Here is a 23643-nt window from a genome sequence, read left to right on the forward strand (position 1 = left end):
CAGTGCGGCGAGGCGCGCCCTAGCGCCCGGGATGCCGGCGGCGCGGATCGACGGTGCCGACCGCCGACGGGGGCCTGCCGTCGCCGTCGAGGATACCGGCGCGCCCGTCCGGCGCCGTCCGCGGATCCGCGAGCGTCGCGCGGCCCTGGAGGCCGCCGGGGGCGGTGACGGCCGGGATGCCGGCGGGGGCGGTGAAGCTCTGCGCCAGGGCGGGCCCGGACAGGCCGATCCCGATCACGGCGCCGATCAGAAGACGAGAGGTCATGGCGGAGGTCCAGCTCAGGTCTGTCGCCGGGATCATCCCGGCCGCGTTACGCCTCGATGTGGGATCCGCGACCCCGGGGTCCAACACGCAGGACGAGCCCCCGTGTGCCCGCGCACGGCGCCGCGTGCCGCGCCGCCCGGACGGTGCTGCCCCGCGGCCCGCGTCCGCCCCGCAGGGCTCCGTGACCGTGGCGGGCGAAAGTCCGGAACGGAGAAGCCGAGCTTCGAGTTGAGGGGCGGCTGAATCAGGGGCCATCCGTGAGACCGTCTCTCCTCGCCACGCTCGGGCTGCTGCTCGTCGCCTACCCGCACGCGTCCGGGGCGCAGGGCGTTCCGGACTCGCGAGGCGTCCAGAGCGTCCAAGACGTGCAGGATGTCCGAGACCTGCCGGCCGCGACCGTCGAGCCGGGCGAGCCCCGCCCGGGGCCGCCCCCGCCGCTCCCGGACATCTCGGACCCGAACGGCCGGGCCGGCGAGGCCCTGAACGAGCCCGGCGAGCGCTCCGGCATCCCGAAGGCCCTGCGCTCGTCCGGATCGAAGGCGGGCGGGCCGGCCAACGACCTCAACCCGAGCGGGCAGGCAGAGGCGCCGGCACCGCCGAAGGGCGACCTGGGCCGAGTCATCGCCGGCAAGGAGCTGTTCCACGGCAATTACTGCGGCACGGGTCAGCGCGGCGAGGGGCTGCCGCCGACCGACGCCCTCGATGCCGCGTGCATGCGCCACGACGCCTGCTACGACGCGGCGGGCTACCGTTCGTGCGCCTGCGACGCGACGCTGAGGCGCGAGGCTTCCACCGTGTCGGACAGCCCGGACGCGGCGCTGGAGGTGCGGCGCCGGGCGCTGAGCGTGATCGAGGCTACCGCCGCGATGGCGTGCCGCGCGCCCTGAGCGCCCGCCGCAGTGCGGGAATTTCGCCCCGGTGACGCCACCATGGACTTGCATCCCGGCGCGTGCCTGCTTTGACGGGCCGCAGTCGAAGTCCGGTCTCGCCCCTTGTCCCACCGCACCGCATCGCAGGCTCTTGTCGCGCCCGCCGCCCGCCGCGGGGCGGGCGCGGCGCGCTGGATCCCGCCCGCGATCCTGGCCGCCGGCCTCCTCGCGACCGGGCTGAGCACGGCCCTCACCTGGCAGGCGGCGGCGCTGCGCGACCGCCTGACCTTCGAGCATGCCATCGAGATCGAGCTGCGCACGGTCGAGGACCAGTTTCGCACCTACACGGCGCTCCTGCGCGGCGCCGCCGGCCTGTTCGCAGCCGACGGCGACACCGTCACGCTGGCCCAGTTCCGGGCCTACGTGCAGCGGATCGAGTTCCAGCGCCTCTACCCCGGCTTCCTCGGCATCGGCTTCACGCCGACCCTGCCCGCCTCCGCGCGCGAGACGTTCGCCGCGCGCGCCGCGGCCCTGGGCGTCGAGAATGCCCGGGTCCGGCCGCCGACCGACAACCCGATGATCAGCCCGGTCCTGTTCGCCGAGCCGCCGAACCCGCGCAACCTCGCCGCCATCGGCTACGACGTGATGTCGGACCCGGTGCGGCGCGACATGGTTGAGCGGGCCCGCGACACTGGCCAGCCGGCCGCCTCGGCGCGGATCCAGCTCGTGCAGGAGATCGACGCGAACAAGCAGGCGGGCTTCCTCGTCGCCATGCCGGTCTATGCCGGCGGCGCCGTGCCGCCGGACCTCGAGGACCGGCGGCGGCGCTTCCTGGGCTTCGTGTTCGGCGCCTTCCGGGCCGACGACCTGTTCAACAGCATCGTGGCGGCGGAGGCCGAGGAGGACGCGGCCTTCGCCATCTACGACGGCGCGCCGAGCGAGGCGAACCTGCTGCACCGGTCCGCGCGGGCCTCCGCCGCCGTGGCGGGACGCCTCACCCGCGAGGCGCATCTGGAACTCGGCGGCCGCACCTGGACCGTCGCGTTCGCGCAGCGCGTCTCGCCCCGGCGCGGCTCGGCGCTGCCGGAGATCTGGCTCGTCTGCGGCGGCGGCCTGTTCGCCACCGCCCTGCTGGCCTTCGCGGCCTACCGGCAGCGCCGCACGCAGGACGAGATCCGCCAGCTCAACGCGTCGCTGGAGGCCCGCGTCGAGGAGCGGACGCGCGATCTCCGGGCGGCGGCCGACCGTCTGCGGCAGGCCGGGGAGGAGCGGGCGCGCATGGAGGAGGCGCTGCGCCAGTCGCAGAAGATGGAGGCGGTGGGCCAGCTCACCGGCGGGCTGGCGCACGACTTCAACAACCTTCTGGCGGGCATCTCGGGCTCGCTGGAACTCATCGAGGCCCGCATCGCCCAGGGGCGGTCGAAGGATGTCGGCAAGTACATCGCCGCCGCCCAGGGCGCCGCCCGGCGGGCCGCGGCCCTCACCCACCGCTTGCTCGCGTTCTCGCGCCGCCAGACGCTGGCGCCCAGGGCGATCGACGCCGACCGGCTGGTCCGCGGGATGCTCGACCTGATCCAGCGCACGGTCGGGCCGAGCGTCGAGGTGCGGCACGTCGGGGCGGACGCGCTCTGGGCCGCGCTCGCGGACCCGTCCCAGCTGGAGAACGCGCTCCTGAACCTCTGCATCAACGCGCGGGACGCGATGCCCGGGGGCGGCCGGATCACCATCGAGACCGACAACCGCTGGATCGACCGGCAGCAGGCCGACGCCCAGGACATGCCGGAGGGGCCGTACCTGTCGCTGTGCGTGTCCGATACCGGCACCGGCATGCCCCCAGAGGTCGTTGCCCGGGCCTTCGACCCGTTCTTCACCACCAAGCCGATGGGCGAGGGCACCGGCCTCGGCCTGTCGATGATCTACGGCTTCGCCAAGCAATCCGGCGGGCAGGTCCGGATCACCTCGACGGTCGGCCAGGGCACGAACGTGTGCATCTACCTGCCGCGGCACTTCGGCGAGGCGGACGCGGACCGGCCCGACCCGGGCCGGGGCCTGATGGCGCAGGCCGAGGCGGGCGAGACCGTGCTGATCGTGGACGACGAGCCGACGGTGCGCATGCTGGTGACGGACGTGCTGAGCGACCTCGGCTACACGGCGATCGAGGCCGCGGACGGCGCGGGCGGCCTCAGCGTGCTGCAATCGGGTGCGCGGATCGACCTGCTCGTCACGGATGTCGGCCTGCCCGGCGGCATGAACGGGCGCCAGATGGCCGACGCCGCCCGGGTCGGCCGACCGGAGCTGAAGGTGCTGTTCATCACCGGCTTCTCCGAGACCGCGCTGCCGGGCGACGGGCGTTTCGAGCCCGGCATGGCGGTGCTGACTAAGCCCTTCGCCGTGGAGGCCCTGGCCGCCCGCATCCGCGAGCTGATCGCGCGCTGAGCCGGGCCGGCCGCGACGGCGGCGCATCGCCTGTCTCGAGGTGCGCCGGATCGGCGCAGGGCGCCCTCGGGCGGCACGGCCGCGGCCACCGCCGCCCTGCCATTCGTTGAGATCGCGGCCCCGGAGGCCTATGCAGGGACACCATGGAACTCCAAGCGTCCACCGTCCGTCCCCTGGCGCCCCCCGTCCGCACGCCGTCGCCGCGCGGGCCCGCTGCGCCGTTCCTGCCCATGAGCCGCGCCGAGATGGCGGCCCTGGGATGGGAGTCCTGCGACATCGTGCTGGTGACCGGTGACGCCTACGTGGACCACCCGAGCTTCGGCATGGCCATCATCGGCCGGCTGCTCGAATCGCAGGGCTTCCGGGTCGGCATCATCGCCCAGCCCGACTGGCACTCGGCGGAGCCGTTCAAGGCGCTCGGCAAGCCGAACCTGTTCTTCGGCGTCACCGGCGGCAACCTCGATTCGATGGTGAACCGCTACACGGCGGACCGGCGGTTGCGCCACGACGACGCCTATACGGCCGGCGGCGAGGGCGGCCGGCGCCCGGACCGCTGCACCATCGTCTACACGCAGCGCTGCCGCGAGGCCTTCAAGGACGTCCCGGTCGTGCTCGGCGGCATCGAGGCGTCGCTGCGCCGGATCGCGCACTACGATTACTGGTCCGACAAAGTGCGCCGCTCGATCCTGGCCGACGCCAAGGCGGACCTGCTGATCTACGGCAACGCCGAGCGCGCCGTGGTCGAGGTGGCGAACCGCCTCGCGGCCGGCGAGGCGCCGCACCAGCTCGACGCGATCCGGGGCGTCGCCCTGTTCCGCCGCGTGCCTGACCACTACACCGAGCTGCCCGCCGACGACCTCGACTCGACGGACGAGGCCGCCACCCGCCGGCCCGGCGAGACCGTGATCCGGCTGCCCGCCTACGACGAGGTCAAGGACGACAAGGAGGCCTACGCCCGCGCCTCGCGCGTGTTGCACCGGGAGGCCAATCCCGGCAACGCGCGCCCCCTCGTCCAGCGCCACGGCGACCGCGACCTGTGGCTCAACCCGCCGCCGATCCCGCTGACCAGCGACGAGATGGACGCGGTCTACGACCTGCCCTACGCCCGCGCCCCGCACCCGTCCTACGGCGACGCGAAGATCCCCGCCTGGGACATGATCAAGTTCTCGGTGACGATCATGCGCGGCTGCTTCGGCGGCTGCACCTTCTGCTCGATCACCGAGCACGAGGGCCGCGTCATCCAGAACCGCTCGGAGGGCTCGATCCTGCGCGAGATCGAGCGGATCCGCGACAAGACCCCGGGCTTCACGGGCGTGATCTCGGATGTCGACGGGCCGACGGCGAACATGTACCGGATGGCCTGCAAGGACCCGAAGATCGAGGCGGCGTGCCGGCTGCCCTCCTGCGTCTTCCCGGACGTCTGCCCGAACCTGAACACCTCGCACGACGACCTGATCCGGCTCTACCGCAAGGTCCGCGAGGTGAAGGGCGTCAAGAAGGTGATGGTCGCCTCGGGCGTGCGCTACGACCTCGCGGTGAAGAGCCCCGAATACATCAAGGAGCTCGTCACCCACCACGTCGGCGGGCGCCTGAAGATCGCGCCCGAGCACACCGAGCGCGGCCCCCTCGACAAGATGATGAAGCCAGGGATCGGCACCTACGACCGGTTCAAGGAGATGTTCGACGCCGCCGCCAAGGAGGCGGGTAAGAAGTACTACCTGATCCCGTACTTCATCGCGGCGCATCCGGGCACGACCGACGAGGACATGATGCACCTCGCGCTCTGGCTCAAGAAGAACAACTACCGCGCCGACCAAGTCCAGACGTTCCTGCCCTCGCCGATGGCGACCGCAACCGCGATGTACCACACCGAGATCAACACGCTGCGGGGCGTGAAACGCGGCGGCAGCGAGTCGGTCGAGGCGATCAAGGGCCTGCGCCAGCGCCGGCTGCACAAGGCGTTCCTGCGCTACCACGACCCCGAGAACTGGCCCCTGCTGCGCGAGGCGCTGCGGGAGATGGGCCGCGCCGACCTCATCGGGCCGCGGCCGGACCAGCTGGTGCCGTTCTCGCAGCCGCCGGGGACCGGCGCCGGTGCGGGCCGGACGGGCGGCCAGCCGCGACCCCGCTACACGGGCGGCGGCCAGCGCTTCACCACGAAGGGCGTGCCGCTGCGCAAGTGACGGTTCGTGACGGGTTCGGCGCGCCGTAACGAATTGATACGCGCCGGCCATATTGCCGCGCGGCCGGCCGGTCAGCCTCACCGGCGATCGACACGGAGGTCGCGATGGCTGTCGCCTGCCCTGTTCTGACGCCCGAAGAGCGCGAGGCGTCCGAGATCCTGGACGCCGCGCAGCGCGCGATGATGGAGACGGTGCAGGCGGCGGTGGCGGAGGCCGCCGCGCGGGTGCGCCAGCAGAACCTCGATGCCGGCCTCGACCTCGCCCCGCCGCCCCGGGCCTATTTCGAGTCCGTGGTGCACCAGCGGATGTACCTGACGCTCTGCGGGGCGGCGGTCGGCACGTTCGCGGGCGGCGACGCCAGGACGGCGATCGGCCTCATCCGGAATCAGCAGCTGATCGCCAACCGCTACTGGGGGGCCGGGATCGCGGTGACGCCGAGGGCGCCGTGACGGCGGCGCCCGAGAGCGCCGCCGGGATCGTCCTCGCGCGCGTCGACCGGCTCGCCGGGATCAGCGCCTACCCGTGGACCCTGACGCGGCGCGTCTTCAGCCCGCAGCAGGCCGAGGCCGAGGCGCTCGTCCTCGGCTGGATGGCGGAGGCCGGCCTGTCGGCCCGGCGCGATCCCGCCGGCAACCTCGTCGGCCGGATTGAGGGCGCGGTTCCGGGCGGCCCGGCCGTCGTCGTCGGGGGCCACGTCGACACGCGCGAGGATGCCGGCCGCTACGACGGGACGCTCGGCGTGCTGATCGGCATCGCCGCCGTCGAGCGCCTGATCCGGCACGGACCGCCGCCGCGCCACGCGGTCGAGGTCGTCGCCTTCGTCGCGGACGCGGCCAGCCGGTTCGGTCCCCGGCAGCTCGGCAGCCGGGCCGTGGTCGGGCGGCTCGCCCCGGACGCGCTGGACTGGGACGACGCCTACGGCGTCACCCTGCGTCGCGCCCTGGAGGCGCACGGGCTCGACCCGGCGCACCTCGCGAGCGCGCGCCGGGCCTCGGACGCGATCCTGGCCTATCTCGAGGTCGCCGCCGAGGCCGGCCCCGTGCTGGAGCGATCGGGAGCGCCGGTCGGGATCGTGCCGGCCCTGTCGGAATCGACGATGCTCCGGGTCACGCTGACAGGCGCCGCCGTCGATGCGGCGGCGAACCCGATGCCGGGCCGGCGGGACGCCCTCGCCGGGGCGGCCGAATGCGTCCTCGTCGCCGAGCGCGTCGGCCTGGCGCGGGAGGGGGTCACCGTGACGGTCATGCGCCTCGACGTCGCGCCGGTGCCGACCTTCGTGATCGCGGGGTCGGCGACACTGGGCGTCCGCGTCGATTCCGCCGACGACGGCGCGCGGCGCGCGGCCGTGGCGGAACTCGCCGCGGCCCTCGAGGCGGTCGCGGCGCGGCGCTGGCTGGGGATCACCGTCGAGCGCAGCGTCGATCCCGATGCCACCCGGTGCGATCCCGGTCTGGTCCGCCTGTTCGAGGAGGCCGTCGAGGCCGCGGGACACCGCGCCGTGCGGCTGGCGCAGGGCGTGACCACCGACGCGTCCCACATGGCCCTGCTCGGACCGATCGGCCTCGCGCTGATCCGCTGTCGGGGCGGCGTCGGCTGGGGGGCGGCGGGGACCGTCGACCCGGCCGACGTCGCGGTCGGCCTCGACGTGCTCGCCGGCGTTGTCGGCGCGCTCGCGGGCGGCGCGCCCTCCCCGCGCGAGCCGCGGGACGGGCACCTCAGCCCGCCTTGGCCGGCAGGGTGAAGAGGTCGATGAAGGACCGCGCCAGGTCGGCGGGGCCCGCGACGGCGAGCGTCCCGCCGGCGCCGTCCCGGTCCAGTGGCGCCTTGCCGTAGACCGTGCGGCGCATCGCCATCGTGTCGCCGGTGAAGGCGAGGTCGGGCGCCTCGGCGACGCCCCGCCGCACGCGGATCTCGCCGCCGGCCACCGTCGCGACGAAGTCCTCGCCAGGGAAGTGGAAAGCGACCGTCGCCGACAGCGCCGACGCCCGCCCGCGGTCGACCAGGGCCTCGAGCGACATCATGGCCGACGCCCCCGACATGAACAGGCTCGGATCGTGCCGCGGCGAGCGGGCGGCCCAGCGGCCTAGGTCGCGCATCAGCGGCGCGGCCTCGCGGCCCCAGTCGGTGAGATCGTAGACCTGCACGTTGGCCGGCGACGGCAGCCGGTACCGCAGGGCGATGCCCGCCGCTGCCAGGCTCTCCAGCCGCTGCGTCAGCACGTTCGCGCTGATCCCCGGGAGGTTCGCCCGGATCTCGCCGAAGCGCCGGGGGCCGTAGACCAGCTCGCGCATGATCAGCAGCGACCAGCGCTCGCCGATGAACTCCAGCGCGAGGGCCGTGCCGCAGGCGTCGTCGTACAGGCGCTCGCGGGGCCGGGATGCCCGAGCGGTTATTTTTTCTGACTCCATGGTTGCTTTGTGTAACCGAGGATGCGAGCCTGGGCAAAGCGGGGCCGGAGGGGGCGCCGCGCAGCGGCCGCAGCGCCGATTGTCACGGAGGAGCGCCCGATGCCACCCGCCGAGGGGACACCCATCTGGTTCGAGCTGAACGCGTCCGACCCGGACGCCGCGCAGGCCTTCTACGAGGCGGTCGCGGGCTGGCGCGTCGCGCCGTCGCCGATGCCCGAGCACGGCGGCTACCGGATCGCGGAGGCCGACGGGGCGCCCGTGGCCGGGATCCGGCGGCCGATGCCCGAGGCCCCCGGCCTCCCCGGCTGGGTGGTCTACCTCGCGACCTCGGACGTCGACGCCCTGGCTTCCCGCGCGGTCGATCTCGGCGGCGCGGTCCGGTTCGGGCCCGTCGACATCCCCCATGTCGGCCGCTTCGCCATGGTGAGCGACCCGCAGGGCGTGATCTTCGCCGCGATGGATCCGGCCCGTCCCGGCGCGAGCCGGGCCTTCGGGCCGGTGCCGCTCGTGACGGAGCGGACGCGCGGCCACGGCGTCTGGATCGAACTCGCCACCCCCGATCCCGCGGCGGCCCTCGCCTTCTACGGGGCGCTGTTCGGCTGGGAGAAGCTCGGTGCCATGCCGATGGGCGACTTGGGCGAGTACGCCTTCATCGGGCGGGGCGACCTGCGCCCCGGCGCGGTGATGTCGAGCGCGGCCACCGGCGCGCCGGCCCGCTGGAACTGGTACATCCACGTCGCCGACATCGACGCCGCGCTCGCGACCGTCCGGGCGGCGGGCGGCACGGTCCTCCAGGGGCCCGACCCGATCCCCGGCGGCAGCTACGCGGCCAACATCGCCGATCCGGCGGGCCACCAGCTCGGCCTCGCCGGCCCGCGGCAAGCCACCTGAGGAGCGTCCGGCCATGACGAGCGACAAGCTGACGACCTGCCTGTGGTTCGACCGCGGCGAGGCCCGCAAGGCCGCGGACTTCTACGCCGCGACCTTCCCCGGCAGCCATGTCGGCGCGCCCATGAACGCCCCCTCGGATTTCCCCGGCGGGTCCGCGGGCGACGAACTCACGGTCGCGTTCACCGTCCTCGGCCGGCCATTCGTCGGCCTGAACGGCGGCCCGGCCTTCCGGGCCAACCAAGCGGTCAGCTTCATGGTGCTGACCGACGATCAGGCGGAGACCGACCGCTACTGGGACGCCGTCGTGGGCCACGGCGGCGCGGAGAGCGCATGCGGCTGGTGCACGGACCGCTGGGGCTTCTCCTGGCAGATCACGCCGCGCGCGCTCCTGCACGCCAACAGCCACCCCGACCGGGCCGCGGCCCGGCGCGCGTTCGAGGCCATGATGACCATGCGCAAGATCGACATCGCCCGGATCGAGGCTGCCCTCCGCGGGGACTCCGCCCATGCGTAAGATCACCGGCTCCCTCTTCCAGTCCCTCGATGGCGTGATCCAGGCACCGGGCGGTCCGGAGGAGGATCAGACCGGCTTCGCGCACGGCGGCTGGACTTTCCCGTACTTCGACGCGTCGCTCGCCGGGCCGATGGGCAAGCTGCTCGGCGGCGATTACGAGCTGCTGCTCGGCCGGCGCACCTACGAGATCTTCGCCGCCTACTGGCCGCACAACGCCGAGCAGCCGATCGGCGCGACCTTCAATGCGATCCGCAAGCATGTCGTCACCGGAAGCGACGCCGCGCTCGACTGGAACAACAGCCGGCGCCTCGCCGGCGACCCCGTCGCGGCGGTCACCCGCCTCAAGGAGAGCGAGGGCCCCGACCTCCTCATCCAGGGCAGCAGCAGGCTCTATCCGGCGCTGCTTCCGGCGGGCCTCATCGACCGGCTCGTCCTGATCACATTCCCGGTCATGCTCGGCCGCGGCAAGCGCTGGTACGCGGACGACCCGGCGGCGGCCCGCACCTGGACGCTGGTCGAGCAGAGCCACTCGCCGAAGGGCGTCCACGTCGCGGTGTTGGCGCGGGACGGGGCGGTCCAGACCGGCAGTTTCGCCAGCAAACCACCCAGCGCGGACGAGATCGCGCTCCGCGAGCGCCAGGCGGCGGGTCGCTGGTAGACCGCCGCCTGCGCCAGCGATCGGCTGGCCGCGCGCGGCACGGGGTCGTGACCCGTCGGAAGCCGGCAGGTCCCGTGTCAGCCCTCCCCTCCCTTCACCCCTCTTGGCGGCCGCGCCGCGGCCGGGGTAGCCTGCCGCCAGGCCGATGCGGCCTGCCGCTCGCCCCGGAACCGGGATGGTGAACGCATCGCGGACGACCCACCCCCACCGTGTCCCTGACCGGCGCCGGGTCGGCAACGCGGGCACCGACGGACCGACGCCGGCCTGGGGAGAGGACCATGACGACCGTCGATCAGGCCAAGACCATGGCCAAGCGGCTGCGCGCCGCGCTGGCAGCCCGCGACCTCGCCGTCCCGCACGCGGCCGCCCTCGAACTCGTCGCCGCCGGGCTGGGCTACGACGACTGGAACACCGCCTGCGCCGGCCTGGACCGGGTCGCGGATGACGGCCCCCGCTTCCTGGAGGCGGTGCCGGTTCTGCGCATCTTCGACGAGGCCAAGGCGCGCGCGTTCTACTGCGGCTTTCTCGGCTTCACGCCGGGGTTCGAGCACCGGTTCGAGCCGGGTCTGCCGCTCTACATGGAGGTCGCCCGCGCCGGATTGCGGCTGCACCTGACCGAGCACCACGGCGACGCCACCCCCGGCTCGACCGTGTTCGTGCCGATGCGCGGCATCCGGGCCTATCACCGGGCGCTCACCGACCAGCGCTACGGCTATGCCCGGCCCGGCATCGAGCAGGCGCCCTGGGGCGAGGTGCTGGAGGTGGCGGACCCGTTCGGGAACCGGTTGCGATTCTGCGAGCGCCGGACCGGGTGACCGGTCGGGCGGGCGGTCCGATCCGCCGCCGACCTAGGAGAGGAGGGCCGCGATGGGCGTCGATATCGCGCGCGTGAAGGCGCTCATCGCGACGTTGGAGGCGGTGACCTCCGCCCCCCACTTCCACAGGACGGCCTTCCGGACGCCGCGCAAGACCTTCGCGACGCTGGACGAGGTGGGCCACGACATCAACCTGATGTTCGACCCGGACCTGCGCGACTTCTTCTGCGAGCAGGTGCCGGCGGCTTTCAGCCCCGTTCCGGGTGGCTGGGGGCGGATGGGCGCGACGCGGTGCGACCTCGCGATCGTCGACGAGACGACCCTGATGTCGGCCCTGACGGCGGCCCATCGGCTCGCCGCGCCGAAGCCGCGCACGCCCCGACGACCGTGACGGTCCCGACCCCCCAAGGTCGGGCCGGGATCCGTCCGCCGGCCTGACCTCAGGCCGGGATCCGTCCGTCGGGCGTGTAGCGGTCGACGGCCCGGGGGAGCTCGCGGGACAGCCGGGAGAGCAGCTCATCGCGGGACAGTCCCGTCCGCTGGGTGAGAGCCGCGAGGACGTCGGGTCCGATCGCCTGTTCCAGGTGGTGCGGCGCGATTTCCTGGTTCGGTCCCGGGTTGACCCAGGACTGTGCGGCCGTCCCGTGACCGGCCTGCTGGAAACGGTCCAGCATCTCGCCGAGTCCGCTGTGCAGGAACCCGCCGGGAGCCTCGCCGCGCCGGTCGCCCAGGAGGCCGCCGAGGAGACCGCCCAGGCCGGCACCGGAGGCGCCGTTGGAGACGCCGGCCGGACCGCCGGGGCCCGCGGGCGCGGTCTGACCGGCGCCGCCCAGCAGCTCCGCGAGCCTGTCGCGGTTCTGGTAGCCTGCCAGGGCGAGGAGGCCCAGGAGCGCCGTCATCGAAGGGTAGCCATCACTCATGGTTCGTCTCCCGCTGCGGGCAGCGGGCCCGCGCCCGTTCGCCACGCGACGCCAACCAACGCGCACGGACCCGGTTGCGATGCGGGCGGCCCCGCCGAGGCCGGCGCGGCCGCATCGCGAACGGCTCTAGCCCGCCGCGGCACCGACGGGGTTGTCGACGCCGATCGGGTAGGTGCCGTGCCCCGCCCGCACGCGGCCATCCTCGAAGACGAGCACCTCGCTGACGCTCACACCCTTCTGGTTGCGATACTGGATCACCAGCGTGTCGATGCCCGCGAAGACCTGCTCCACCGCGAAGTGGAGGTCCGGGATCTGCCGCAGGGCCTCCGTCCAGTAGGCGCGCAGCGCATCCTTGCCCCGCACCGTTCCGCCCGAAGCGGGGACGATCCGCGCGGCGCCCGGCGAGGTGAACACGGCGTCGTCGTGGAAATGGGCCAGCACCCGCTCGACATCGTGCGCGTTCCAGGCGGCGCACCACGCGTCGGCGAACGCGTTCCAGTCCAACGGGTGCGACATCCCGGTGATCCCCTTACAAGTGCCGGACTCGGGCGCGCCGGCACCGCGTGCCGGGCCGACGGGAGGCTACCGCACGCTCGCGGCGATGGGTAGGCCGGCGGGCCGGGCCCCGGGACAGGGCCGGCCGAGGGGCTGCATGCCCTCGGCGCCGGCGAACCCGGCCGGAGGTCGGATCAGCGCCACCCGAGCGCGGGGGCCACGTGCGAGAGCAGGCTCTCGATGAGGTGGGCGTTGTAGGCGACGCCCAGCTGGTTCGGGACCGTCAGCAGCAGGGTGTCGGCCTCCGCAATCGCAGCGTCGGCGCGCAGCTCGTCGACCAGCCGGTCCGGCTCCGCGGCGTAGGAGCGGCCGAACACCGCGCGCATGTTGTCGATGATGCCGACCTGGTCGCTGCTCGTGCCGCGCCCGAAATAGGCGCGGTCGAGGTCGTTCACGAGCGCGAAGATCGAGCGCGAGACCGAGACCCGCGGCGTGCGGGCGTGTCCCGCATCCTGCCACGCCTGCCGGTAGCGGCGGATCTGCCTGGCCTGCTGGACGTGGAACGGCTCGCCGGTCTCGTCCGCCTTCAGGGTCGAGCTCTGCAGGTTCATGCCCTGCTGCGCCGCCCAGATCGCGGTCGCGTCGGAGGCTGATCCCCACCAGATGCGGTCCCGCAACCCCTCGGAATGCGGCTCCAGGCGCAGGAGTCCCGGCGGGTTGGCGAACATCGGCCGCGGGTTGGGCTCGGCGAACCCCGTTCCCTTCAGGAGGTCGAGGAAGACCTCGGTGTGCCGGCGCCCCATATCGGCGTCCGTCTCGCCCTCGGCCGGGGCGAAGCGGAAGTGCCGCCAGCCGTCGATGACCTGCTCGGGCGAGCCGCGGCTGAGCCCGAGCTGCAGGCGTCCGCCCGCGATGAGGTCCGCCGCGCCGGCATTCTCGACCATGGAGAACGGGTTCTCGTAGCGCATGTCGATGACGCCGGTGCCGATCTCGATGCGCTTCGTCCGGGCGCCGACTGCCGCCAGCAGCGGAAAGGGCGAGGCGAGCTGGCGCGCGAAATGGTGGACCCGGAAATAGGCGCCGTCCGCCCCGAGCTCCTCCGCGGCGACCGCGAGGTCGATCGACTGGAGGAGTGTGTCGGCCGCACTGCGCGTCGCCGACCCGCCGGTCGGCGACCAGTGCCCGAAGGACAGGAACCCGATCGTCTTCATTTGCAGAACCTCCGCCCGCCTGCCGGGACCGGCGATAGCCGTCGGAATCCGGCCGGGCAACGATCCCGCGCCGCGGGGCTGACCCGCGCGGCTGGCCGCGCGCCCGGCGATCCGGCAGACTCGGTCCCGGTGACCGGGCTCGGTGATCCGGCGGGCCGGCACGAAAGTGGCAGGGGCACCGGCGGGCCCGTCCCGGGGACCGGCGTTCGGGGAGGCGTAGCGATGGACCGCGTGTCCGCCATCACGGCCGCCGTGCGCGCGCAGCGCGGCCGGGTCGAGGCCCTGTTTGCGGAGCTGGCCCGGTGCGGCCGGACGGAGCCCGGGTTCACCCGGCCCTCCTACAGCCCGGAGGAAACCGCGGCGCACGCGGCGGTGGCGCGCTGCGCCTCCGATCTCGGCCTCGCGATCGCCCGGGACGCCGCCGCCAACACCGCCATGACGCTGCCGGGGCGGGACCGAACCCTGCCGCCGATCCTGATCGGCTCCCACCTCGACACCGTGGCCCAGGGCGGCAACTTCGACGGCGCCGCCGGCGTGGTGGCCGGGCTCGCCGCCGTCGCGGCCATCCGCCAACTCGGCCTGGAGCCGGAGCGGGACATCTCCGTCCTGGGCATCCGCGCCGAGGAGAGCGTCTGGTTCCAAGTCTCGTATATCGGGAGCCGCGCGGCGCTCGGAGCCCTGCCGGACGGGGCGCTCGACGCGGCCCGGATCGACAGCGGCCTCAGCCTCGCCGCCCACATCGCCCGGGAGGGCGGCGATCCGGACGCGCTCGTCCGCGGCCCGGCGGCCCTCGACGCCGCCGCGATCCACGCCTTCCTGGAGGTGCATATCGAGCAGGCGCCGAGCCTCGAGGAGGCCGGGATCCCGGTCGGCCTGTGCACCGGGATCCCCGGCAACGTCCGCTATCCCGACGTCCGCATCGCCGGCCGCTACGACCATGTCGGGACGCCGCGCCGCTTCCGGCGCGACGCGGCCATGGCCGGGGCCGAGATCGCCCTGGCGCTGGACCGGGTCTGGGCGGAGCGCGAGGCGGCCGGGTGCGCGATGGCCGTCACCTTCGGCCGGTTCCACACCGACGCCGCGGCGCACGGCCTGACCACGGTCCCGGGCGAGTTCCGGTTCAGCCTCGACATGCGGGCCTACGCGGCCGCGGTGCTGGCGGAACTGGAGGCGGCGTTCCTGGCAGTGGTGGCGGAGGTGTCCGACCGCTGCGGCGTGACGGTGACGCTGGGTCCGCGCGCCGAGGCGGGCGTCGGCGCCGTCGCGCCGCGGATCCGTGACGGGTTCGCGGCGGCCGCGGACGCCCTCGGCATCGCGACGCGGCCCCTCGGCAGCCCGGCCTCCCACGACGCCGCCGCCTTCGCGAAGGCCGGCGTGCCGATGGCGATGCTGTTCGTGCGCAACGCCAACGGCAGCCACAATCCCCGCGAGGCCATGGTGATCGACGACCTGCTCGACGCCGTGGCGATCCTCACCGCGTGGCTCGTGGCGGAGACCTGCGGCGCCTGACCGGATGCGCGTCGACCGGCGAAGTGCTTGTCGGGTCCGCCACCGCACCGACAGGTCCGAGGCTCCGCAGGACGTTCGCGGAGCGCCGGGAGGCGCCGCGCTGTACGCGGCGGGCCGTCCGATGCGGGCCCAGTCGTCTGGCCGGGCCGGCGATGAGGCCCGCTAGACCTGCCACACGGTCGGCGCGGGCCGTCAGCGTCGGACCAGCGTGAACGTGAGATCCTTGGCGATCGACCGCCAACGGATGTTGCCGTCGTGGACGGCCCGGTAGGTCCCGGAGGTCGCCAGAGCGCAGAGGCGCTTGAGCGCCTCGAGGCGCCAAGCCGACCTGTAGACGGCTTCCCGCTCGTCGAGCTGGTGCTGCGCGCGCTGCAGGAACCCGATTGCGCGGTCCCGATCGAAGAGCGGGAAGGCTCCCGGGGTCGCGTCCGGCAGACGTGTGACGATCCGGATCATCGCGGCGGTCGCGTCCCGGTAGGGATCCGATCCGCCGGCCGCGCTCCTGGGCCTGGGATGCCGCACGCGCGTCCCGTCGCCGAACAGGTTGTTGCCGTGCTGGCGGTAGCGGACGAGCGGGACATCGATCTCCACGACTTGCCCGACGACTTGCCCGACGACTTGCGCGAGGAACGTCACCCACCGATCGTGCGCGATCATCGCGCTCGGCACGATGAAATCGGTGAAGCGGTCTTCGATATCCCATAGGTCAGGAGATCGCGGCGGAAGACGATCGAGAAGCCGAAGAACATCAGCCAGGGATCGTAGCTCAGCGGCGGCTTCACGCCATCGCGCTGGATCCCCTCCGAGAGTAACCGGAGCGCGCGGTTGCCCGCGTCGACGCTCAGGGCCGTATGGGCGATCATGGACACGGCGCGATCATCGATGTGGCGCGAGCAAAGCTCGATCTTCCTCGGGTCCCAGATGTCGTCTTGATCGCAGAAGGCCACCAGATGCCCGCGTGCGTGCAGCGCTTCGCACAAGAAACTGTCCCGAAAGCCCACTGCGGGCGAGTTCCAGAATATTCGAATTAAAATTTTGCTTGAGGGCACAAATTACTGAACAATTTCAAGGGTATTCTCGGTCAATTTGTGGTCTGAGAGGATGATTTCCAGCGGGCGCACGGTTTGCACGACGAGGCTGTGCAGCTGCTCGCGGAGGAACGCGGAACCATTATGTGTTGCGATGACGACCGATATACCGTGTTCGTATCGCATCATGCCCTTTCGGATCGGAGAGCAAAGCAGTGTCGCCAAGTGATGAGGATAACATTGCCGCCACTGTGGCTGCGCGACGGCAGAGAATGCGCTCCCGGGCTCGACCGCGCCATCCCCCGCTGACAAAGTTGAACATTGCGCGGCGCTGGACGGCACACGCGGTCTGTCCGCTCTCTGCGTGCTCCTCTTTCATACCGGGCACTGGCTTGATGTGCCGTGGCTCGCCGTCAACGGAGGACTTTCCGTCGATACGTTCTTCACGTTGAGCGGCTTCGTCCTTGCCCGCGCTTACAGGGATCGAAGGGACCGGCTGTCCAACATGGACTTCCTTTTGCAGCGTCTCGTCCGGTTGATGCCCGTCATCGCGCTCTCGCTCCTCATCAGCGCGCCGTATGTCGCGCTGCGAGATTCCATGACGTCCGGCGCCGCCTACGCCAGCCAGATCGTCGTCGCCGTCCTTCTCGGGCTCCTCAACATCCCCTACTTCCATGCCCCGCCGCAGATCGGCGGTCCTCAGGTCTTTCCATTAAACGGCCCACAGGTATCGTTGTTCTTCGAGATCATGGCCAGCGCGTTCTGGTGATCGATCCGACGTCTCAACCCGGTTTACGCGTCGGCACCTCTCTACATCGTGTCCGCTTGCTTCGGCCTAACTGTCGGAATTGGAGGCGATCAGACGGATAACTTCATGCTCGGATTCGGCCACGTCGGGTCGTCCTTCTTCGTCGGTGTCTTCTGCTACCAGATCAAGGATCTGCTCGCTCGGCGGGCCAACCTGACGCCGGTCTTCTACGTCCTGCTCGTCGTGATGGTGATCATCTTCACCCTGCCGTACGAACTGAACCACACGCAGCGGATGCTATGGAAGCTGCTGCTGGCCCCCCTGCTCGTCGTCGGCGGATCGTCCATCACCCTGTCGGACCCGCTGAAGGACCTCTCGATCCTCGTCGGAGACCTATCGTATCCGATCTACGCCCTGCATTTTCCGATCTCCTCGTGGATCGACGGCCTGTACCAGAAGCTGAGCGGCGGGAAGTCGGCCGCGATCGAGGCCGCAACGCTCTTCGCAGCGACGTTGATCTTGAGCTACCTGGCGCTGCGCCTATACGACCGGCCGATACGCGCCTATCTCACGCGCCTTCTCAAGGCGTCCCGGAAGCCGATCATCCCCCGGATCGATCGCCGGTGTCGATAACGGCCTGATGGCCTCTGAAGAGGATCATCGTGGCTGGGGCGCAGGGCGCGGCGTGGCGGAAGCGCCGGTCACCTCCGGCGTGATCCAACGCGCCGCGTCCCTGCTGGCCGCGGTTATCCGCGACGCCTCACCGCACCGACAGGGTGCGCGGCAGGTCGGACAGGGGCTCGACCCCGTCTGCGGTGACGATGACGGTCTCCGAGGCGCCGACCGTCCAGGCGCCGTAGCGGCGCAGGGTGGCCGGCAGGTGGAAGACCATGCCGGGCTCGATCGGCCGGTCCTGTCCGGTGAACAGCGAGAGCAGGGCACCCTCCCCCCAGTCCGGCGCGAAGGCGACGCCCATCGAGTAGCCGATCCGCTTGCGGAAGGCCGGGCCGTAGCCCGCCGCGTCGATGACGGCCTGCGCCGCCGCGTGCGGGGCGGCGCAGGGATGGCCGGGCCGGATCGCGCCGAGCGCCGCGTCGAGGGCGCGCAGGGCGCAGTCCATCATCCGCTGCGCCTCGGCCGGCGGCGGGCCGATCCAGACGCTGCGCATCAGCGCCGCGTGGTAGCGGGCGTGGCTGCCGGCGAGCTCGAGGAAGACCGCGTCGCCCGGCTCCAGCCGGCGGCGGCGCCACGTCATGTGCGGCAGCCCGCTGCGCGGGCCCGACGCGACCAGCGGCTCCATCGCCACGGCCTCGGACCCGGCGGCCGTCGCGGCTGCCAGCATGGCGGCGGCGACGGCGTTCTCGTCGGTGCCCGCCGCGCAGGCGTCGAGCCCCGCGGCGAGCCCGGCCTGCGCGTACCGGGCGGCGGCCCGGATCGCCGCGAGCTCGGCCGCCGACTTCACCGCCCGCAGGGGGGCGAGGAGGCCGGATCCGTCGGGCAGCGGGCCGCTTCCGAGGGCGGCGTCGATCCGCGCCGCGAGCGCCGGCGCGACGAACCAGCCGTCCCGCTCCAGGGCCGGCCGGGCGACCCCGCGCCCGCGCACGAGGGCCGCCAGGGCCGCGGCCGGGTCGGCGCCGTCCGGATAGGCCTGGATGTCGTCGAGCCACGTGTTGGCGGCCGCGCCCGGCAATTCGAGCTGCCGGACCAGGAGGGCCGGGGCGCCCTCCGCCGGCACGAGCAGGGCCTGGAAGGCGAAGTAACCCGCCGTTTGGCGGCCGGTCAGCCAGTAGATCGTCTCCGGGCCAGTCACCACGAGGGCGTCGTGGCCGGCACCCGCGATGGCGGCCCGGGCCGCCGCCTGCCGGGCGGCGAACTCCGCCTCCGGGAAGGCCGCCTCGCGGCCGCGCAGCTCCGTGAACTCGTGCATCGCGCCGCCCTCGTCCCAGACTTCGCTCAGACTTCGCTCAGGCGCCGGATGATGCCCTGCTTGAAATTCTCGAGATGGGCCGCGATCGCGTCCGCCGCCGCCGCCGCGTCCTTGGCCCTCAGGGCGGCGACCACCGCGAGGTGCTCGCGATGGACCGCCTCGAACCGCTCGGGCATCCGGCTCAGGTTGAACATCTGCGTCTTGAGCCGCAGGTCCTTGATCGTCTTGGCGAGGGTCGCGTTCTGGCTGTGCTCCGCGATCAGATCGTGGAAGCGCCGGTCGACCTCCCAGTTGCCCGGCGCGTCCGGGTCGCCCGCCGCCAAGAGTGCCTCCATCTGACGCTGCAGGTCCGCCAGCACCGCGTCGGCGATGCGGCCGGTGGCCAGCGAGACGCTCTCCCGCTCCAGCAGGCGGCGGACATGCAGGATCTCGATCAGCTCGCGCAGGGAGAATTCTTTGACCACGAGCATCCCGCCGGGTTGCCGCTCGATCAACCCCTCGGTCTCCAGCCGCGACATCGCCTCGCGGGTCGGGGTCCTGGAGATGTCGAGCATCTCGGCGAGGCGGCGCTCGTGCAGCACGGTGCCGGCCGGAAGGTCGCGGCGGACGAGCATGTCGAGCAGACGGTCGTAGGCCATCTGGCCGAGGCTCTGCTCGCGCCGTGCACTGAGCGCCGTCGTGTACGACGCGGCGTCGAGGGTCTTCATGGTGTCCTCCCGGAGCGGCCGGCTCAGCCGCTCCCCATTCTTGTTCTCGCGCGTCCGTCCTGCCCGCTCACATGGCGGGCGTGCGGATCGGCTCCTTCGGGGCCGGATCATAGCCGATCAGCGGGGTGACGAGCTTGGCGTAGGTACCGTCCGCGACCATCTCGCCGAGCGCCTTGTTGACGGCGGCGTGCAGGTTCGGCTTGCCCTTCTTGATAGCGAAGCCCTTCTGGACCGTGCTCAGCGGGGTCTCGATCATCACCAGGGGCAGCTTGCGCGCCTTGATAGCGTAGTTGCCGGCCACCGCGTCGTTGATCACCGCGTCGATGTTGCCGCCGACGAGGTCCTGCATGGCGTCCGCGGCCGTCTTGTAGCTCTTCAGGGTGGCGCCGTTCTCCTCGGCGAGCTTGCCGAAGGTCGAGGCTGAGAGGGCGCCGACGTTGCGGCCCTTGAGATCTGCCGGCCCCTTGATGCCGGTATCCTTGCGGGTGACGATCCGCGCGCCGGATTCGAGCCATCCGTCCGCGAAGGCGACCTGCTTCTGCCGGGCGGGGGTGATGTCCATCGACTCGCTGGTGATGTCGTACTGATCGGCCATCAGGCCCACCAGCAGGGCGTCGAACTTGATGTTGACCGGGCTGTACTCTAGCCCGAGCCGGCGGCAGACCTCGCGCATGACCCGGACCTCCAGCCCGTCGAGCTCGCCGCTCGGCGTGCGCATGCTGAAGGGCGCGAAGGTGCTGTCCGTCGCCACGATCAGCTTGCCGGGCTCGATCAGCTCCAGCTTGCCCTCGGCCGCGCGGGTCGCGGGGGCGGCGAGGAGGCCTGCGCCGAGGCTGGCGCAGAGGGCGGCGAGGGCGAGGACGTGGCGGCGGTTCATGGCGGTCTCCGGTCTCGGGACGGGGCGGGAAGGATCGGCCGCGGCCCGTCCCGCGGCGGGGGGGCTCAGGACAGGCGGGCGTAGCGCCGCTCGAAATAGGCCGAGAGCTGCGACAGGATCGACGTGAGGCCGAGGTAGATCAGCGCCGCCGCGATGTAGAAATCGAACGGCCGGAAGGTCGTGGCGATCATGAGCTGCGCGTAGAGCGTCAGCTCCACCACCGTGATCGTCGACAGCAGCGAGGTATTCTTCACCGCCGAGATCGCCTCGTTGGTCAACGACGGCAGGATCATGCGGAAGACCTGCGGCAGGACGATGCGCACCATCATGATACGCGGGTTCATGCCGAGCGCCAGCGCCGACTCGATCTGGCCCCTCGGGATCGCCGCGAGGCCGGCCCGGATGGTCTCGGCCACGTAGGCGCCGCTGCTGACGCCCAGCGCGATGATGCCGGCGGTCACGGGCGAGAGCTTCACCCCGATCTGCGGCATGCCGAAATACACGATGAAGACCTGCACGAGGGTCGGCGTGCCGCGGATGAACCAGACGTAGAAGCTCGCCAGCGCCCGGAAGGGCGCGAAGGACGAGCGCTTGCCCAGCGCCCCGAGCAGGCCGCAGGCCCAGCTCACCAGGATGCTCGCCACCGTGACGCCGAGCACCACTAGGGTCGCCGAGAGGAAGCCGGGGCCGTAGGTGACGACCTCGTCCGAGAGGGTGAGCCACCACTCCTGCAACGCCGCGACGCTCATCGCTGTCCCTTCTCCCCGGTGATGGGCCGGCGGCTCACGCCATCTGTCCCGGCGCGGCGGGCTGGTGCAGGACGCGCCGGAGGAACTGGCGCAGCCGCTCGCTCCGGGGGGCGCCGATGATGGCGTCGGGCGGCCCGTCCTCGGCGATCACGCCGCCGTCGAAGAACAGGGTGCGGGTGCCGACATCCCGGGCGAAGGCCATCTCGTGGGTGACGAGCAGCATCGTCATCCCGTCCGCCGCGAGGGAGCCCATCAGCGCCAGCACCTCGCCAACCAGCTCCGGATCGAGGGCCGAGGTCACCTCGTCGAACAGCATCACCTTGGGCGCCATCGCCAGGGCGCGCACGATCGCCACGCGCTGCTGCTGCCCGCCCGAGAGCTTCGACGGGTAGGCGTGCCGCTTCTCGTAGAGGCCGATGCGCTGGAGCAGCGCCTCCGCCTCCGCGACGGCCTGCCGGCGCGGCATCCGCCGCACCCGGATCGGCGCCTCGATGACGTTCTCCAGCACGGTCATGTGCGGCCAGAGATTGTAGCTCTGGAAGACCATGCCGATCCGCGCCCGCAACTCGCAGAGCTGCTGCGGCGTCGGCTGGCGGCGGGCGCCCTGCTCGTAGTCGAAGGCGAAGCGCTCGAAATCCATGAAGCCGGAGGTCGGCGTCTCCATGAGGTTCAGGCAGCGCAGGAACGTGCTCTTGCCCGAGCCGCTCGCACCGATGATCGACACGACCTCGCCCTCGTGGATGTCGAGGGAGATGCCCTTCAGGACCTCGTTGGTACCGTAGCTCTTGTGCAGCTTCCTGATCTTCAGGAGCGGGGGCGCGGCCGTCTCGATCTGAGCCATCGTAGAACCTGATGTCGTGCGATCGTGGCGCAGATCAATGCTTCGATCAGCGTGCAGAACGCGTTAGGTGACTGTGTTATTGTGCATCAAATCTCTCAATGTGGAGATTTAATTTTTCATCCGGCGACGTTTTACATTGCCAAGCTGGATGGGATGCCTTATCAGAGCCGGTATACCGCCGGCATTCAAGCGGTATTTTTGAGCATGGCTGCCTCCGACATGGTCATCGAGCTTCCGGGCCCCGGTATTCCCTTCGCGACCGCGCCGGGCGCGTGCCTCATTGTTCAGCCGATGGACCGGGTCGGACCCGCGCGGCAGCCGGCATGACCCGGCTCGCGATTGATCCGGATCTCTGCGCGGGCCTGTTCGCCGAGCTCCTGAGCTTCAGCCAGGACGCGCCGGGCGTGACGCGGGCGGCCTACGGCGTCGGCGAGGAGCGCGCCCACGCCCTGATGCGGGCCACCGGGCTGGCGCTCGGGCTCGCCGCCGAGACCGACGCGGCCGGCAACCTGTTCCTGACGATGGCGGGCCGCGACCCGGCACTGGCGCCCTGGATGGTCGGCTCGCACGTCGACACGGTGCCCCACGGCGGCAACTTCGACGGGGCGGCGGGCGTGATCGGCGGTCTCGCGGCCGTCGAGGCCCTGCGCCGGGCGGGGATCGTGCCGGCGCGTCCCGTGACGGTGGCGGTGTTCCGGGCCGAGGAGAGCGTGTGGTTCCCGGCCTCCTATGTCGGGAGCCGGGCCGCGTTCGGCCTGCTGCCGCCCGAGGTGCTCGACCTGCCCCGCGCCGATACCGGCCGGAGCCTGCGCGACCACATGGCCGAACTCGGCCTGCGGCCGGGGGCGGTGGCGCGGGGTGAGCGGCTCCTCGATCCGGCGCGGATCCACGGCTTCGTCGAGATGCACATCGAGCAGGGCCCGGCGCTGGAGGCGGCCGGGCTCCCCATGGGCTTCGTCACGGCGATTAGCGGCAGCTTCCGCTACCGCAAGGCGGCCTGCTTCGGCCGCTACGGCCATTCCGGCGCCGTGGCGCGGGGCGAGCGCAGCGACGCCGTCTTCGCCCTCGCCGACCTGATCACCGGCCTGGACGCGCTCTGGGGCAGGCTGGAGGCGGAGGGCTGCCCGGCCACGATCACGCTGGGCGAGGTCGCCACCGATCCGGTTCAGCACGCCTTCGCCAAGATCCCCGGCGAGGTCCGCTTCTGCCTCGACGTGCGCAGCACCGAGCCGGACGTTCTCGACCGGGTCGAGGCGGCGCTCGCCGAGCATATCGCCGCCATCGAGGCCGCCCGCTCGGTACGCTTCGTGCTGGGCGAGCGGACCGGCAGCACGCCGGCGCGGATGAGCGCCGCGCTGGTCGAGTCCCTGTCGGGCCACGCGCGCCGGCTCGGGACGCCGTTCCGCACGATGGCGAGCGGGGCGGGGCACGACACCGCGACGCTGGCCAGCCAGGGCGTGCCGAGCACGATGATCTTCATCCGCAACCAGAACGGCAGCCACAACCCGGACGAGGCGATGCGGATCGAGGATCTGTGCGCCGCCGCCACCCTGGTGGCTCACCTCGTCGCCGAAGCCTGACCCCGCGCGCGA

Annotated in this window: 26 protein-coding genes and 1 pseudogene; 15 read left to right on the top strand and 12 right to left on the bottom strand. The window is 72.2% G+C overall.

Going from position 1 to position 23643, the window contains the following annotated elements; all coding sequences use genetic code 11:
* Window positions 1-19 precede the first annotated feature (19 nt).
* On the bottom strand, window positions 20-265 hold the full coding sequence (locus ACLBYB_RS15485; protein ID WP_447682284.1) for a hypothetical protein: 246 nt from the start codon (window positions 263-265) through the stop codon (window positions 20-22).
* A gap of 257 nt (window positions 266-522) precedes the next feature.
* Between ACLBYB_RS15485 and ACLBYB_RS15490 the strand changes: the two genes are divergently transcribed.
* The 5 genes from ACLBYB_RS15490 (at window position 523) to ACLBYB_RS15510 (ending at window position 7494) form a co-directional block, all read left to right on the top strand.
* Window positions 523-1152: a phospholipase A2 family protein gene (locus ACLBYB_RS15490; protein WP_026605148.1), complete on the top strand. Its 630-nt coding sequence runs from the start codon at window positions 523-525 to the stop codon at window positions 1150-1152.
* Window positions 1153-1257: 105 nt separating this feature from the next.
* Window positions 1258-3570, top strand: a complete 2313-nt coding sequence (locus ACLBYB_RS15495) for a CHASE domain-containing protein (RefSeq protein WP_447699300.1) — start codon at window positions 1258-1260, stop codon at window positions 3568-3570.
* Window positions 3571-3713: 143 nt separating this feature from the next.
* Complete coding sequence (locus ACLBYB_RS15500) at window positions 3714-5753, top strand: YgiQ family radical SAM protein (RefSeq protein ID WP_447699301.1); 2040 nt, start codon at window positions 3714-3716, stop codon at window positions 5751-5753.
* 104 nt (window positions 5754-5857) lie between these two features.
* Entirely contained in the window at window positions 5858-6202 is a 345-nt protein-coding gene (locus tag ACLBYB_RS15505; protein WP_447699302.1) for a hypothetical protein, read from the top strand.
* The gene (locus ACLBYB_RS15510; RefSeq protein WP_447699303.1) at window positions 6199-7494 is read left to right on the top strand and encodes a hydantoinase/carbamoylase family amidase; all 1296 of its coding nucleotides are present in this window, start codon (window positions 6199-6201) and stop codon (window positions 7492-7494) included. The genes ACLBYB_RS15505 and ACLBYB_RS15510 overlap by 4 nt, the downstream gene beginning before the upstream one ends.
* Here the strand turns inward: ACLBYB_RS15510 and ACLBYB_RS15515 are convergent.
* Window positions 7469-8161, bottom strand: a complete 693-nt coding sequence (locus tag ACLBYB_RS15515; protein ID WP_447699304.1) for a winged helix-turn-helix transcriptional regulator — start codon at window positions 8159-8161, stop codon at window positions 7469-7471. The genes ACLBYB_RS15510 and ACLBYB_RS15515 overlap by 26 nt on opposite strands.
* Window positions 8162-8260: 99 nt before the next feature.
* Here ACLBYB_RS15515 and ACLBYB_RS15520 point away from each other — a divergent pair, with 99 nt between their 5' ends.
* The 5 genes from ACLBYB_RS15520 (at window position 8261) to ACLBYB_RS15540 (ending at window position 11430) form a co-directional block, all read left to right on the top strand.
* The gene (locus ACLBYB_RS15520; RefSeq protein ID WP_447699305.1) at window positions 8261-9052 is read left to right on the top strand and encodes a VOC family protein; all 792 of its coding nucleotides are present in this window, start codon (window positions 8261-8263) and stop codon (window positions 9050-9052) included.
* Between the two features lie 13 nt (window positions 9053-9065).
* A complete protein-coding gene (locus tag ACLBYB_RS15525) occupies window positions 9066-9566 on the top strand; it encodes a VOC family protein (RefSeq protein ID WP_447699306.1) in 501 nt (166 codons plus the stop codon).
* A complete protein-coding gene (locus ACLBYB_RS15530) occupies window positions 9559-10224 on the top strand; it encodes a dihydrofolate reductase family protein (RefSeq protein ID WP_100251714.1) in 666 nt (221 codons plus the stop codon). The genes ACLBYB_RS15525 and ACLBYB_RS15530 overlap by 8 nt, the downstream gene beginning before the upstream one ends.
* A gap of 278 nt (window positions 10225-10502) precedes the next feature.
* The gene (locus ACLBYB_RS15535) at window positions 10503-11039 is read left to right on the top strand and encodes a glyoxalase superfamily protein (protein ID WP_447699307.1); all 537 of its coding nucleotides are present in this window, start codon (window positions 10503-10505) and stop codon (window positions 11037-11039) included.
* 52 nt (window positions 11040-11091) lie between these two features.
* On the top strand, window positions 11092-11430 hold the full coding sequence (locus ACLBYB_RS15540; protein WP_447699308.1) for an MmcQ/YjbR family DNA-binding protein: 339 nt from the start codon (window positions 11092-11094) through the stop codon (window positions 11428-11430).
* A gap of 49 nt (window positions 11431-11479) precedes the next feature.
* On the opposite strand, the gene ACLBYB_RS15545 is transcribed toward ACLBYB_RS15540, so the two are convergent.
* The 3 genes from ACLBYB_RS15545 to ACLBYB_RS15555 form a co-directional block, all read right to left on the bottom strand.
* Window positions 11480-11959 carry a YidB family protein gene (locus ACLBYB_RS15545; RefSeq protein WP_447699309.1) on the bottom strand — a complete coding sequence of 160 codons (480 nt, stop codon included), beginning with the start codon at window positions 11957-11959 and terminating at the stop codon, window positions 11480-11482.
* Between the two features lie 126 nt (window positions 11960-12085).
* A complete protein-coding gene (locus tag ACLBYB_RS15550) occupies window positions 12086-12475 on the bottom strand; it encodes a nuclear transport factor 2 family protein (protein ID WP_447699310.1) in 390 nt (129 codons plus the stop codon).
* Window positions 12476-12648: 173 nt separating this feature from the next.
* On the bottom strand, window positions 12649-13665 hold the full coding sequence (locus ACLBYB_RS15555; RefSeq protein WP_447699311.1) for an LLM class flavin-dependent oxidoreductase: 1017 nt from the start codon (window positions 13663-13665) through the stop codon (window positions 12649-12651).
* Window positions 13666-13887: 222 nt separating this feature from the next.
* Here ACLBYB_RS15555 and ACLBYB_RS15560 point away from each other — a divergent pair, with 222 nt between their 5' ends.
* On the top strand, window positions 13888-15174 hold the full coding sequence (locus ACLBYB_RS15560) for a hydantoinase/carbamoylase family amidase (protein ID WP_447699312.1): 1287 nt from the start codon (window positions 13888-13890) through the stop codon (window positions 15172-15174).
* A 192-nt stretch (window positions 15175-15366) separates the two neighbouring features.
* Here the strand turns inward: ACLBYB_RS15560 and ACLBYB_RS15565 are convergent, their stop codons facing one another.
* Both ACLBYB_RS15565 and ACLBYB_RS15570 read right to left on the bottom strand, forming a co-directional pair.
* Window positions 15367-15810: a hypothetical protein gene (locus ACLBYB_RS15565; RefSeq protein ID WP_447699313.1), complete on the bottom strand. Its 444-nt coding sequence runs from the start codon at window positions 15808-15810 to the stop codon at window positions 15367-15369.
* Between the two features lie 17 nt (window positions 15811-15827).
* A pseudogene (locus ACLBYB_RS15570) lies at window positions 15828-16391 on the bottom strand (glycosyltransferase).
* 142 nt (window positions 16392-16533) lie between these two features.
* On the opposite strand from ACLBYB_RS15570, the gene ACLBYB_RS15575 reads away from it, so the two are divergent.
* Together ACLBYB_RS15575 and ACLBYB_RS15580 are read left to right on the top strand one after the other, a co-directional pair.
* Window positions 16534-16971 (top strand): acyltransferase family protein, encoded by a 438-nt coding sequence (locus ACLBYB_RS15575; protein ID WP_447699377.1) that lies wholly within the window; start codon window positions 16534-16536, stop codon window positions 16969-16971.
* A gap of 45 nt (window positions 16972-17016) precedes the next feature.
* Window positions 17017-17583, top strand: a complete 567-nt coding sequence (locus ACLBYB_RS15580; protein ID WP_447699378.1) for an acyltransferase family protein — start codon at window positions 17017-17019, stop codon at window positions 17581-17583.
* A gap of 127 nt (window positions 17584-17710) precedes the next feature.
* Here ACLBYB_RS15580 and ACLBYB_RS15585 read toward each other — a convergent pair whose 3' ends face one another.
* The 5 genes from ACLBYB_RS15585 to ACLBYB_RS15605 form a co-directional block, all read right to left on the bottom strand.
* A complete protein-coding gene (locus ACLBYB_RS15585; RefSeq protein ID WP_447699314.1) occupies window positions 17711-18877 on the bottom strand; it encodes a M24 family metallopeptidase in 1167 nt (388 codons plus the stop codon).
* Window positions 18878-18903: 26 nt separating this feature from the next.
* Window positions 18904-19584 (bottom strand): GntR family transcriptional regulator, encoded by a 681-nt coding sequence (locus tag ACLBYB_RS15590; RefSeq protein WP_100251706.1) that lies wholly within the window; start codon window positions 19582-19584, stop codon window positions 18904-18906.
* A 67-nt stretch (window positions 19585-19651) separates the two neighbouring features.
* Window positions 19652-20461, bottom strand: coding sequence for a transporter substrate-binding domain-containing protein (locus tag ACLBYB_RS15595; protein WP_447682264.1), 810 nt, complete (start codon window positions 20459-20461; stop codon window positions 19652-19654).
* Between the two features lie 65 nt (window positions 20462-20526).
* Window positions 20527-21210 carry an amino acid ABC transporter permease gene (locus tag ACLBYB_RS15600; protein WP_447682263.1) on the bottom strand — a complete coding sequence of 228 codons (684 nt, stop codon included), beginning with the start codon at window positions 21208-21210 and terminating at the stop codon, window positions 20527-20529.
* Window positions 21211-21244: 34 nt separating this feature from the next.
* Window positions 21245-22051: an amino acid ABC transporter ATP-binding protein gene (locus ACLBYB_RS15605; RefSeq protein WP_447682262.1), complete on the bottom strand. Its 807-nt coding sequence runs from the start codon at window positions 22049-22051 to the stop codon at window positions 21245-21247.
* A 24-nt stretch (window positions 22052-22075) separates the two neighbouring features.
* Between ACLBYB_RS15605 and ACLBYB_RS15610 the strand changes: the two genes are divergently transcribed.
* Both ACLBYB_RS15610 and ACLBYB_RS15615 read left to right on the top strand, forming a co-directional pair.
* Window positions 22076-22378, top strand: coding sequence for a hypothetical protein (locus ACLBYB_RS15610; protein ID WP_447699315.1), 303 nt, complete (start codon window positions 22076-22078; stop codon window positions 22376-22378).
* Window positions 22375-23631, top strand: coding sequence for a Zn-dependent hydrolase (locus ACLBYB_RS15615; protein WP_447699316.1), 1257 nt, complete (start codon window positions 22375-22377; stop codon window positions 23629-23631). Before ACLBYB_RS15610 ends, ACLBYB_RS15615 begins: the two co-directional genes overlap by 4 nt.
* Window positions 23632-23643 lie beyond the last annotated feature (12 nt).

Source organism: Methylobacterium sp. D54C (assembly GCF_053345595.1).